This window comes from Chitinophaga sp. YR627, assembly GCF_900114995.1.
Lineage (GTDB): Bacteria > Bacteroidota > Bacteroidia > Chitinophagales > Chitinophagaceae > Chitinophaga.
Genome location: NZ_FOUX01000001.1, coordinates 1,031,996 through 1,045,968 on the forward strand (window position 1 = coordinate 1,031,996; position 13,973 = coordinate 1,045,968).

Annotated in this window: 8 protein-coding genes and 1 tRNA gene; 3 read left to right on the top strand and 6 right to left on the bottom strand. The window is 40.9% G+C overall.

What is annotated here, in order from left to right; genetic code table 11:
• Positions 1–4: 4 nt before the first annotated feature.
• Positions 5–826, bottom strand: a complete 822-nt coding sequence (locus tag BMZ72_RS03740; RefSeq protein WP_089807209.1) for an SAM hydrolase/SAM-dependent halogenase family protein — start codon at positions 824–826, stop codon at positions 5–7.
• Between the two features lie 266 nt (positions 827–1,092).
• Complete coding sequence (locus BMZ72_RS03745; protein ID WP_089805377.1) at positions 1,093–1,893, bottom strand: SDR family oxidoreductase; 801 nt, start codon at positions 1,891–1,893, stop codon at positions 1,093–1,095.
• A gap of 159 nt (positions 1,894–2,052) precedes the next feature.
• On the opposite strand from BMZ72_RS03745, the gene BMZ72_RS03750 reads away from it, so the two are divergent.
• From BMZ72_RS03750 to BMZ72_RS03760, 3 genes are all read left to right on the top strand, one after another.
• Positions 2,053–2,125: transfer RNA gene (locus tag BMZ72_RS03750), tRNA-Lys, on the top strand.
• Positions 2,126–2,465: 340 nt separating this feature from the next.
• On the top strand, positions 2,466–3,467 hold the full coding sequence (locus BMZ72_RS03755; protein WP_089805379.1) for a hypothetical protein: 1,002 nt from the start codon (positions 2,466–2,468) through the stop codon (positions 3,465–3,467).
• Between the two features lie 4 nt (positions 3,468–3,471).
• Positions 3,472–4,530, top strand: coding sequence for a DUF262 domain-containing protein (locus BMZ72_RS03760; RefSeq protein WP_089805382.1), 1,059 nt, complete (start codon positions 3,472–3,474; stop codon positions 4,528–4,530).
• 791 nt (positions 4,531–5,321) lie between these two features.
• Here BMZ72_RS03760 and BMZ72_RS36265 read toward each other — a convergent pair.
• The 4 genes from BMZ72_RS36265 to BMZ72_RS03775 form a co-directional block, all read right to left on the bottom strand.
• Positions 5,322–5,609 carry a hypothetical protein gene (locus BMZ72_RS36265; RefSeq protein WP_143087586.1) on the bottom strand — a complete coding sequence of 96 codons (288 nt, stop codon included), beginning with the start codon at positions 5,607–5,609 and terminating at the stop codon, positions 5,322–5,324.
• A gap of 245 nt (positions 5,610–5,854) precedes the next feature.
• Positions 5,855–6,130, bottom strand: coding sequence for a DUF7710 domain-containing protein (locus BMZ72_RS03765; protein WP_089805384.1), 276 nt, complete (start codon positions 6,128–6,130; stop codon positions 5,855–5,857).
• 1 nt (position 6,131) lies between these two features.
• Positions 6,132–10,430: a DUF6443 domain-containing protein gene (locus tag BMZ72_RS03770; protein ID WP_255373092.1), complete on the bottom strand. Its 4,299-nt coding sequence runs from the start codon at positions 10,428–10,430 to the stop codon at positions 6,132–6,134.
• A gap of 10 nt (positions 10,431–10,440) precedes the next feature.
• Positions 10,441–13,971, bottom strand: a complete 3,531-nt coding sequence (locus BMZ72_RS03775) for a hypothetical protein (protein WP_143087587.1) — start codon at positions 13,969–13,971, stop codon at positions 10,441–10,443.
• Positions 13,972–13,973 lie beyond the last annotated feature (2 nt).

The window sequence follows — 13,973 nt, forward strand, 5'->3', positions numbered from 1 at the left end:
GGAATTAGCCGAAGATGATACGTATTGTCTGATAAAAGGCCAGTTTCTGGAAGCCAGAGACCAGTTGATCGCGACTAAAGCCCTGAAGACCAAAGAGGCCGGCGGCGTTACCTTTATTAATAGCGATTTCGAGATAGCCGGCGGCGTTAAAGAGGGCCAGTTTATGGCCTTCCGGAACATCGGCGTAGGTTTCACAAAGTTGTGTAATCACCTCATCGCGGCGGAAGAAGATAGAGAAGGGTCTGCCTTGTCTGTGTTCTTCAAACTGCTGGCGGGTGATATTCACGACTACGTTCTCGAAGTTATCGATATGAATGATCTGACCATCAATATAATCCTGACCGGTCATTGGCTGCAGGTTATTTTTGATGACGAAGTCACGGGCTGGTTCGCCGATCTCTTCGAGTGTTTTCCCACTCTGAAGATCTTTATAAGCTTCTGCGAATCGCCTCAGGATGGTAAAGGTATCCTGGGGTTGATCTTTATATAATTGTAATCTTACGACTTTATCGGGTGTACCGTTCGCTATCATTGTTACCAGTCCGTTATCAGCACAGGCGATATATTGTCCGTTATGTTCTGCCAGCAGTACATGATTTGCTTTTCTGTCGAAAAGGTTGATCAGTACAATATGGAATGTACGTGGCGGGTAGTAAGAGAAAGCGCTCTTACATATATATGTAGCCTGTGGGAGATTGAAGGGGGAGATCTGGTGAGTGATATCCATGACGGGGGCACCAGGACAGTGTTGCCACAGCTGCCCTTTGATGGCGCCTACCAGGTAGTCCTGCAAGCCGATGTCGGATGTCAGTGTAATTATGGACATGTTATCAATGAATACCACTTTCCCAAAAAGAATGCCATTGAGCTATTGACGGCATTTTGTCTGCAAAGAAATATAAAATATATATGTTGCTGTATTGAATTTGTCAATAACTTGTTCAGATGTGCATAACTATAAATAGGCCGGGGTAGGGGCTTTGGGGCGTATAACATCCGTAAGAAAGGTGACAAAACCTGAAAAATAAACGTTAAGCCGTTCATGCTAATACCTTTGTAATCAATCATTGACGATGAACGGCTTACCGTTAATTATTTAAGTGGTGAACCTGGTTCTTTCTTAAAATGGTTATACACCAGTCCATCGAGTAGTCCGGGGAAAAGTTTACTGAGGAAAACTGTCAGTTTGCCCTGACCCGTGAGCACCAATGTGCGTTTCCGTTTTGTGACAGCTTTGAGTATCTCATCTGCCACGGTTTCAGCGCTCATTAATTTTCCTTCATCCAGCGGTGTTTCTGCCTGTGCACGACCCTGTTCATTGAGGGCAGTATTTCGGATATTCGATGAGGTGAAGCCTGGACTTACCCACATTACGTTAATGCCTGTATGCAGATTTTCGGTGCGTAGTGCTTCGAGGAAACCCTGCATTGCAAATTTGGAGGCGGAATAACCGGTACGACCGGGAAGGCCTCTGTAACCTGCTATAGAAGATACACCTACGACAGTACCTTTGTTCGCCAGCAATGAAGGTAAAGCATATTTTGTGCAATATACAGTTCCCCAGAAGTTGATATCCATCAATTGCTTAAGTACTGTCAGATCAGCGTCTTTGAACAATGCGCGCATGGAAATACCAGCGTTATTGATCAGTACATCTATTTTTCCGAGTCGGGCAATTACCTGGTCGATGAAGCGTTTACAGTCATCTTCCTTACTGACGTCAGCGGTATAGGTGTACAGGTTATCGGCAGCGAGTTCTTTTTCAAGCGCTTCGAGGGTATCTGCCTTTCTGCCACACACGGCTACTTTTGCTCCGGACCGGAGAGCAGCAACTGCCAGTGCCTTTCCAATACCGGATGTACCCCCGGTGATGACTACGACCTTATTTTGCATTAGAAATTTTTTTCAGATGCAAAAATAGGGGTAAATGATATATGTTGTTTCTTTTTGTCTGTAGCGGGTTTTGTAAAAATGTTTGAAAAAAAGTTGCTAAAAAGTTGGAAGGAATGTTTTTTTGTATACCTTTGCAATCCCAATCACAAAAAAGGGAATGATTCCGTAGCTCAGTTGGTAGAGCAATACACTTTTAATGTATGGGTCCTGGGTTCGAGTCCCAGCGGGATCACTGGAAACGCTTCAAGTTGAAAAACTTGGAGCATTTTTGTTTTTGGGGCAATTATGGAAGACATTTACTATCAATCATCAGGGAGTTCGAGTACCAAGTGTTTTTTTGTATTAATAGCTTTCTTGAAAAGGCATTAAATATAAGTTGCAGATTCCCTCTTAGATATGATAGAGGATTAACTATAGAATTCCCATACCCAAACTAGTTAGTGTGTATGCTAACGTACTGTCCTAAAAAATGTCACGTTCATATCATTCTTCTTTTTGGCGATAATTATGAATATGTTTACCTTAAGTCTTGTAAGAGACAATTATCGAGAATTATAAGGACATCTACATTAATGAAAAATTATTATCTCATTTTAGGGAATGGTTTTACCCTTGATTTTCTTTCAAGTATCCCCCAAAATTCAATAAAAGGAAATATTGATGTTTCTAATTTATTCAAGAATGGCGAACTAGTCCCATGGCCCGGCAATAATAGGCCCGGGTTTTTGTCCTATAGACATTGCCCTAATTTGTGGACTCTTGGAGCAAGGCCCAATATGGACAAAAAAGATTGTATTGAGTTGATTGAAGATGTTATTACATGCGCAAATATTCTAAATAAGAATGCCAGAAGTTCGGATAACATATACATTAAGGCGTATAAAGAATTAGTTACTTACCTCAAGGCTCTTTTTATATACTACGACAAATTAATCGATGTCCCCAATACTGATGTTGCAAAGTGGGGATGGGCTAAATTTATTAAAGATCTTTATCAAAATTCAGAAGTAGATAAAATTCATATTGTTACATTCAATTATGACATTTGGCTGGAACGTATATTGAAAAAGTTGAGCCTTGAGTTTTCCGTTTCAAACTTTGAGTCTGCCAACAAAAAAATAATTATATACAAACCTCATGGCTCAATAAGCTTTTCTTATAAAACATCTCGGGTCCCCGAAGCTTTCGAGATAAACTACACCTCTGATTCAAATGATGGTGAGGTAAAGGAATTTGAATTGACTTATGAAAATCTTTCGGCTCGTAACACAATTAATGCTATAATTCCGCCTGCGGGGGATTCAAGCAGACTTGATTTTAAATGGGCGAAGGAAATACGAGATGCAGCGAGAGATGTGGCAAGAAATCTGAATGAAACAGACGAGTTAATAGTATGCGGAATATCATACTGGCATGTGGACAGGCTGGAAATTGATTCGCTTTTAACAAGCGTCAATTCTAAGTTGGAAGACATAAAGATTATTAATCCCTATCCGCCGAAGGTATTTAATGCAATTATTACAACGCTGTTTGATAAGGTGATTTTCTTCAATGATTCAACTCCATTAACATAATAATATGAATATATTAAATAGGAATAGTACAACTATTAATATTGCTACATTTTGGGAGAATTTCCAGCTTGCAAAATACAACTTTGAGCCTCCATATCAGAGGCCCAGTGAAGTATGGAGTCAATCTAAGCAATCTTTTTTGATTGATACTATTTTGAAAAACTTCCCGATGCCTCCAATATTTCTACATCAACATATAGATGCATCAACAGGGAAAACGATGTATGACATAATTGATGGAAAACAAAGATTAGGTGCTATTCTCGCTTTTATCAAGAATGAAATTGCTATCCCCGAAAATTTTAACTCAGACAATTTCGGAGATGATCGGCTAGATGGAATATTTTTTCGTGATTTGGAATCAAAAGATATTGCCGAATGGAAGAAGATTTTTTGGCGTTACGAATTGACTATAGAATACATTGATACAGATCAAATTCAAATTGTTAACAATATATTTGACCGATTAAACCGAAATGGCGAACCTCTAACAAGACAGGAGCTACGAAATGCAAGATATCATAGTACTGAATTTTATAAACTAATTAAAGAGCTGGTAAAACTTAGTGCATTTGATCCGTTTTTCAAGAAGATTCAATTAAATCGGCTCGAACATCATGAGATTGTCTCAGAACTTTTTTTAGCCTTGTTTAGAAATTCTGTGTTAGCCGGAGATAATCAAGATACGATAGATGAAGAGTATGAGTCTTGCGACAGGTCACCCGAATTCCAGAGTCACATTGGTTCATATACTGATACATTTAAACATGTGTCAAACTATCTTAATGAGATAGGATTGGATTACGAAAGATTGAAAATTGACGGATTAAGCCATCTTTATGCTCTTTGGTATCTATCTTATATTTTTCATGAACAGAAAATTACAGTTCCAGATCTTAAGCCGAAGTTAGAGAGATTTTACTCGCATTATCGACAAGTTAATGCTACGGAAGAAATGAAACAGTATAAGGCATCTATGTCGTCAAATACGAAATCAAAGTCTAGTAGAAGTAGAAGAATTAATTCGCTCTTAAAATATTTGGCAGTTAATCTAGAATTTTAAAACTAAACGGAACATCTTCCTCGAAATTGACTGAAGCACCTTATTATAATCCATTCGCATATAGAAGAAGCAAAAGGGATATATAATGAATGGTAGCAGGCGTGAAAATAAACTGTGTAAATAAAACTATAATCCCCTGGCGGATGACGACTGAGTTAATTTTCCGATTAGAAATTTTAGTAACATTTTTTTGCATAGCAAGGGTGAAGCCTCGAACTTTATTATATTATTTTAACGCCGTTGTGATGATACGTTGATAAATTTGTGAATTCCTGCGTAATCTGGTTCGAGTTTCCGACCCCTGGAATCACAACATAACAATCAAAGAATATTAAAGCCGCTTAAATCGCAGTATTTAAGCGGCTTTTTTGTTTTTACCAGCAAAAGGTAAATCATACAATGCTATATAGTGAATGCATGATGGTAGATCGATGATTTGACTGACGGGCGGTTGTTTTATTCCAAGATACCGGGTCAAGCCTAGCATCCCGGCGAAGGGGCCATGACTACCACTTAAAGTAACATTATCGCCGCTTCGATTTGATTACCCCTTTATGCTAACACGCCACATCATCCTGACCTGGGACAAGATATTGGACATGCAAAGCCATCATACAAAATACAAGGGAGAGCCTGAGATGAACTCAGAATGACGATTGTATCAAAAAAACGGCATAAAAAAAGCGCAGCTCTTGCTGCGCCTTTTCATATTGTGATTACTCAAACTTGCCATTCCGCTTAAGGTCGGCAAGACTCAAAAATTCAATTTTTTTTTTCGTTACTTCTGCCACTCAAACTAATCCATTTACAACAAGTGAATCGCCTTTACAATCAGACGAACATCCACCGACAGCATAGTCATATTTACCTAAATACCTCTTAAAATGCGTTGAATCGGTAACGTACGCAGACAGCAAATCTCCTCCAAACGCCCCACTACCAAAAACTCTATAGTATTCCATATAAATATGGTCACAAACTATTCTGCTACCTTTGAAGTCCTTTTTGCTATAACGGTCAACCCCTTCACATCCACAAAACAGTAAAAACATCGAAATATAAAAAGAGAATTTCTTCATATAAGTATATCATTTAGCTAAAAAGTACATAACATTTATATAAATATTTTACAATATCTCTGACTTGGATTGATTTGTGTATGCCTTTAAGAGCAAAGGCAAAACTGATTTTAGCCTACGTTTAATAAGAGAGGTAGGGAATTTACCGCTCCTTCTCTTTTAATGTTTATAAAAATCTTGTCCGAGCGGAGTGAAAATTGAGTGAACAGAGGCGAAGTAGAAGCTTCGCCTGCTGGTTACAAAGATTACCCGCGAACTCCATCTTCATAATGGAAATGTTCCTGCCCCGCAGTCGTAAATTTTCCAATGAATTCTGGACTTTGATGTTCGTCCTTCTTAGGTTGGAATAATTCATTCTTAATGGCCCAATCATAACATCCAATGTCAATAGGATACTCTGTTAGCACGCCAGTCAACTTATGCAAGAAAATCCATTCCTCCGCTAATTTCACTTCTGTAAACACACCACTAGAGAATTTACCATTTATTCCATGAAATATCCAAATTGAGTCAGTCTTCATATTATTGTCTATTATAGTTAAACCATTTACCAATTTGCTTGATTGCTTTTCTTATGTCAGTTTTAAAATTGTTGACAAAAGCCTGCTGTTCTGGTGTTAGCTTGGGACTGCCAGGCACAGGTTTGCCATTTTGACCGACTTTTGCTTCTTTACCGCCGCCAACAATATGTACGTGTGGCGGACCATGATCGCCACTTCGAGTATAATGTACTGCTTCAATTTTACCCTCTTGAGCTATCGTTTTCGGTGGCAATGTTGGTTCTGTGATCTTACCGCCAAGTTTGGTATTTGGCATTGATCCTTCTCCTCTCGTAGTGGCTATTCCGACAACTATAGCTTCCTGGAGAATTTGACCGGGACTGTTGTTCTTCGAATTAAATCTGTTTGCAATGAAGTTGTCAATTGCATTAAAACCAAAAAAGTTAAACACAAAATGAGAAAAATCCATTTCTGCAGCACCAACCGGATCTTGTTTCCAATCGTCTTCCGTAGCATTAATAATAAGCCCGGTCTGATCACCATCTTTATTTAGCTTTTTCTCTACCCAAATATTACTAGGAGTAATACTAGAGTCCCCAAGCAAATCCGAATATCGGATAGGATTGTTATACATAGATGCATAAGTTGACCACATTTCCATCGATTCCGTTTTAGGATCAACCTGCGACCATCTTCCTATCTGTGGATCTAACGTTCGGTAAAAAGCATCGTACTGATTAAGATCCAGATCAACAGTATGTTCAATTCCATTGAACTCCTTTCTGTTCTTAGCATAATTCACTCCCTTCAACGCATTAGTACTAATCCCCGTCATCGTCAATCCAAACGGATAATAATGCGTTTCCTCCAATAATGGTCCGCTAGCTACTCCCAAAATTACATTATCAAAGAACACATCCTGCTGGCTTTCATTGCTCGTGTACACATATAGAAATCCACTTTTAGCGACCGCCATCTTATCCACACCAAGCTCCTGTAGCTCATCCGGATCAGCTTTCACCTGTCTAACGCCACTATTATCCTCCACTAATTTAAAATCATCATCGAACAAAACAAAGTTTAAATAGGCTTTTGGGCGATCAGATTGCCCATTTTCCTGATTCTTCTCCTTTAGGCGTTGATAATCATTGTTATAGAAATCGGTATTAAAAGGCGTATTATTAGCCACAACTTCCGATGCATGCATGTCCCCCTCAGCACTACTACCCCCAAATGCCTGCACTAAATTGGCCAGCATATCCTTCACAAGGGCCTTTGCATTATTGTCTGTCGGCCCTTGCGATTTGTAGAAAGCCCGTGCATTGATCTGCACGGTATCTCCAGCCATTACACGCAATACTAAAGAAGGTCCAATCTTCTTTCCTCCACTTTTCCCGTTCAGGCGTGCCACAAATTGATTTTCCTCTGTAGTCTGGTCTTCCGGATAGCCTGATGGCTTTTCCACACGGCTTTCCTCAATATTGCTAAACAAAGCTACTTCTTCAGGCGCATTTTCTGTCTCCATAGTGGCCGCGTACATGGTAAGATCAGTCTGATCTGTCAGCACCGTTCTTACATTACCCAAATGATCCTTCTCAAAATAGTCATAAGCATACTGAACTGGCTGACCAGTCTTGTAAACCGGGCGGATGCGTCCTTCCTCATGGCTGATCAATTCCATACTATCCTGCCTGTACACAAACATTCCTGCATAATCAGTTACCGTCGTCTTAGGCGTACTACCCGTATTGTCTACAACCGTTTTGCTCAATTTATTGCCAGTAGCGTCATACTGATAGGTAATTGTACCCTTACCGGTAATCGCAATCGTAGTAGGCAGGTTCAAATGGTTATAGCTAATGGATCCAATCCGCTTATTTAAATCCGCAATCAAATTCCCATTCGCATCATAGGTATAGTCAGTTGCGCCTGTATTGCCATCTATAAAATCGCCCAGCATCGCAGCTTTAGTTATTGAGGAATCGATGTCACGAACTCCGGCTAACTTGTTGCTATTTGCTGCATAAGAATAAATAAGGCTATCTATCGTTTTGCTAGTAGTACCCACCATTCCCTTCTGTAACATGGTTTTGATATTGCCATTGGCGTCATAACTCAGATTGCTAACAGAAAAGTTCTTTTTGTCCTGTGCCCAGCTACCTCCGTTTTTCTGGGTGAAATACGCGCCAGTCAGACGGTTAGCCCGATCATAATTATAACCATATGCCCAGGCGCTATCCGCACGCGTCTTCCATTTTACACCCGCTATATTGCCATTATACTGTGCCGAATCAAATCCATAATCATAGCTCAGCTCCTGACCAAACCAATTCGAAGTACTGTTGCTACTGTTTACAAAGTTTTTGTTGATACCCTGCAACCATCCACGGACGTTGTAAGTATAGTTCAGGCTATCCAGGACTGCTCCGGAGGAGCTTACCCCCAAACGCTTCAATCGCAGCTGCCCAAGTTCATCATAGCTATTGGAGGCGATCAGTTTTTCCTGGCTCAGATCATCATTTAATCGCTTCCTGATGGTTAGCAACCGCCCGCCATGATCATAGGTCATGGAGGTTAGCATGGTGCTTTGTGGGATGCCGCTCTTAGGGTTCTGATGGCGTAAATAAGTACTCAAAACCAGTCCCTTAAAGCTATACAGTGTGCTCAGCACATCCTTTCCGCCAAGATTATTTTCGCTCACAACCTGTATGGCTCTGCCCTTATCGTTATAATAAGTCGTAGTGGTCAACCATTTGTCTGTGCCAAGTACCCTTACCTTGAGTCCCGTAATAAGCCCGGTAGTTACATTGGTAACCGGAAGCCGTTCGGGATATAACGTATCTGCTGCCAGCAATTTTCCCGTGTCGATTCCTGAAAAAGCCAGCTTACCGGAATAATTGTAATTGTCATAAAACGTGTAAGTCAACGGTGTTAAAGCCGATGCCGGAATATTGGGCAGCGGATTACTTGCAGTAATGATCGTGGTATCTCCTTTGGCCGTATTGTCAATTTTGGTATCCGTATCACCTGATGAATTGGTATCAAAACCATCCAGGAAACTGATGCTGTTTGTAGCAACATACAAAGGACTGCCATCATGACTGTATAAAGCCAGATCAGCTTTTGCCGGAGCAGTATATGATATCGACTGAGACGCAGTGGCCGTATTCATGCTTGCTTGTAAAGCCTCTCTGGTTGATGTTCCCTTATAAATGGCCGTCATCGTTGGCCGGTTCAAATCATCATAAAAGGTAACGAGCCATTCCATTGGAGATTTAGCCCGTTGTACAGAGTCCTGTGTAAACACCAGCCTGTCCCGCACATCATACACCATAAAAACCCGTCCAGCTCCTGGCATCCTTTTAACCGCCATCCGTTGCTTTATATCATACTCATATTGAAAACACAACTCATTGGCTATGGCCGCACTAATCGTCCAGCTGCCCTTAATGGCATCTACTGCCAGTGGCGGGATCACAAAACGAAGGTTCCCTAGATCATCATAAACATAATAGGTACACAACCAACCCATATGTCCGATACCAGGGCTATTGGCGATCTGAACTTTTTTCAATAAGGTCAATCCATCCTTACCCTTGTATTCAATTACCTGGCTGCCATGTTCATCAATGCTTACATTTTTCTGCAGTTGTCCTGCACCATAATTGGAAGCACTTGCAGGCAAAGTAGTACCCATGTTCCATATCCGAACAGAGTCATTTACTGTATTCACCAAATATTGAGTCTCAACCGCCCTGGTCGCCCAACTGTTACCAGGAGCATAACCCTTTAGTGGACGGTTCAGTGGCGATGATTCAAATTGAGTACGGCTGTAAAAAACACTGTCACCTGCAACCCCAGGATTGAGTACCCCATTCTTGTAAAAATCGCGTTGAGCAGAAAATGGAGCCGTTTTAAACTTTCCATCGCTAGCCGTCTGCTGCACATAAGGGAGGTATTTAAACTCCTCCCTGCCATATTGATCATACACTACCGGTATCACCACATCCCTGCCATTGGGACTTGTTGCTTTCGAAACAGTTTGCAAAGGCCTACCCAAACCATCCACATACTGAGTGGTCTGCTTTACTTCCCTTACGGTTCTGGAAGGGGACAGGACAGTGGCCGTATCTGTCAAAGGTCTGTCCGGCTCCCATGTACGTACGTAATTGATGGAGTTAGTCGTATAGGGTACCGGCAAGGTTGCCGGAGTTGCGGTTGGCCGTGCTGTACTTGCTGGATTATTTTGAGCAAAGACAGCACTAGTAGATAGCCAACCTACCATCAATACTCCACTAAATAAAAAGTATTTAAAATTCATAGGTTTCAGTTTATTTGGTGAGTGGAGCCTTGTACTGATAATCCATCTGTTTCAAGATATTTCTATCCTGATCTCTGATTACTTTCAGCCTTCCCATATTGTCATACTCGTAAAAAATGATCATTGCCCTGGCGTCCATGCGGCTTGTTATTTGATATGAATCATCATATACATTGCCTTCAAACGAAGCGCTCTCAGGAATGACCATCAAATTATCTGCAATGCCAGACCCGGAAATAATACACTGGGTTTTTCCTGTTAATGACGCTCTCATTAGCCGCCATCCGTTCGCTGTTCTGCCACTGTATTCCATACCTGTACCATCTAAAGTACAATTGGCTCCATTCTCAATCCAGATATAAACAACATATTTGGCAGATGCATCCAGACTGCTCACAGTTATGCTACCTGCAGATAATTGATAAGCCGATTTACCTGATAAGGCTTTTGTAGTCGTCCGGCCAGTCTCCACCCATGTTAATTCATTTGGATACTCAAATGATGTAAAAGCGATGTTCGAATTTGTTGGTGTAATGGAGGACGCCTGTGCAAGTCCATTTACTTTTGACCATGTGTACTTACGGAAAAGTCCATCCCGTTGCTTAATTGTGAGCGGATTTCCATAGCTATCATATTGAAGTATCGCAGCATCCAGATCAGGGGCGTTTGTCAAAATAGACGTTTTCAAGCTATCTGTAGCAAGCACATTAGCCTTGTAAGAATAATATAACAGCTCTTTCTTCAACTCTGTACTATTGCTATTCGTACTAACAGACAATGGCGTAGTCATTCTGTTCTCTGAAATTAACCTGTTAAGTACAGTGCTGTTGATATGCGCATTAGACAAGGTACCATCAGTAGGATAGGAATATTTAACAGATTTCAACTGCCCTTTGCTATCCGTAAAACTCTGTTCTATCAGTTGTTGAGCTTTGTCACCATACTTATATGAATTAACCGAAGAAAGCCGGTTTCCTGAATTGTCTATGGTAACTGTGGTATCCGAACGTTTATAAAAACGTCCTGTTGGTAGAAAGTACAGATTTTGTGTAGGCAACACATCTGGCTCCAGCATTCCTGTGCTAAATTCTTCATCAGCACTTTTATTCACAACCCAATCCACATTAGCAGCCAATATTCCCAAAAGGTCTTTGCTAAAAGATTGCCCTGAAGAAGATAAAGGATAAAAATTGTAATCGTTTGTTGTGGTCTGTATCGGGATATAAGTAGTATCTACCGTTTTATAGACGATAGTTTTCAGACTATTTCCTCTTAGCCAGTCAGGATCATATGTAGGCGTAATCGGATAGCCTGGATCTGTTTCAGCTGGCACATACGTGAACTCATAATCCGTACGCTGATTACCAGCGTCTCCCTTGGCATACTCCCTTACCTTGGGATAGAATACATATCCTCCCTGCGATGTAACAGCTGGTACCACAGAGTTGCCGGAACGTACAAAATGGGATACGTCGTAAATAAATCCACCGCCCTGAGGGATTGATTCTGTCACATGTATTGACTCTACATGGTTAAACATCGGGATACTAAGTAACGTACCATAAGACGAATCTTTCTCGGGACTGCTATAGGAAAAATCGCGAATAGTAGCTGGTTTTCCACCAATACTGTCAACATTGATAATACGCTTGATACGGAGCCCACCAACGGTATAATTGATGACATTGGTCGTCGCCGGGGTATCAGGAACAGGATAAAAAATAGATGCCGAAAAATACCTAAAACCAGATGGGGGCTCGATATCATTGATACGTGCAACCGATGCTGTTAAAGTATATGTGCCATTAGGGAGATATACATCATCAAACTTATTAGTAAAAGTCAGTGTTTGGGGACCGGTAAGTATATAATCTCCACAGGCGGTAGGGTTTGCAGCATCACACATCGGCTCTGCCAAGGCACTGGCAAGTGCGCCCCCTCTATTGCCATTAAAAGGAGATGGTGGTTCATTAATGACAAACTGTAGTTCATACACGTTGTCAAGGAACTCGCCGTTATATTTAATATCAGAAAGCGTTATAGCTTTATTTTTGGATTTTGGCTCTATATATTTCGATGGCTGGTAGCCAATCTTATTGGCTTCAAAATCGAAACTGGTTGTACCGCCAGTTGGATATTCAATCTTTGATAGAACCCCTGTCAACATAGCAGCCTCGTTAGACTTCCTGTCTGCCCCTGGAATAACGGTCATAGATATATTTCCGTTGGGCAATGTTGTATAAAAAGTTTCCTTTGGCACCAGCGTATTGGGATTTGTATTAGTAGCACCATTGGCATATCCCCAGAAGTCCTGTGAATAGGATAAGCGGCAGGGCAGCACTCCACTGTTATAAGTGAATTTATGGCTCAGCGGACTGTCTGTATCGATTTTACCTCGTTCATCCACGGACAACAGCCTCAATCGTTTCTGGTTTCGCGTCGGATCTGGTATATTGCCAGTGCATCCGGCACTGAGATAGTAGTCATAGTTAAATGTGAAAGACTTTATTAATTGACCAGTTGCATTTTTTACATTGATCCGTGCCAAAGCGTAATCGTCTTTCATATCTTGTCTGACAGTCGTGGCCGGTATAAATTCAATTTTGTACTTCCTCGACTGTATAGACGACAATCTCGAAATGCCAGATATGTAGTTGTGAGACAGACAATTCAGATTAGGTCTGTTCATATTCCTTTCTCCTGTCAATAAAGTATATGTAGTACTGGAACCCTGGGAATAAAAGTCATAATCGAGCTGCGTATAGGCTAGTATAATTGAATCCGTCTGGTTTGCATTGACAACCTTTGACAGATACCATGCGGAAATAACATTGTTGAAATTGTTCGTTTCAACATCACACCTTACCGTACTGGTAGTCATTTCTTTGTTTTCAAAATAATAGCTCGTACCATCCTGTGCCACAACTTTCCACGTGTTATTCACCGCATTGCGAATAATTTTAACCGACTGTTGCGGCAGACACGTAAAGGTCCTTGTCTCCTGGTCAAATGCAAACTTACCACTGATGCCCGCTGCGTTAAAATAAAATACGTCTGGCTCCAGGTCCAGCCTACCAATACTTGCCTCTTTAATGATGCTGTCATGTAGCTTCGCAGACGCGTGATTTACATAATAATCGTTGGTCTGTACGAATGAAAAAAAACCAATCTCTGCTTCATTATCATCTGGCAATCCACGTACCTCTCTGGTAATTGCTCCCCCAGCAGATAAGGACCATGCAAGTCCAACCCAGCTTGCTGGTTCGTCAACCTTTATCCCTCCGGCGTGATAAGATAAAGATATTGGCAGCTGAAGACCATTTTCATCCACAGTATGAATAGGTATATTGATACCCGGTATTCCGCTACTCAATGTCACAGGAACATCACCATACTTCATAATGGAATTGGCATTAGGCGATACCGGGAGTAAACTATTTAAACTTTTTATATAATTCCCATTTGTCTGCGCTCGTGTATTGAAAAGCAAAAAGAAAAAAAAGCAGTTCAACAGGCAGAACTTAAATAATCGTTTAGTCACAG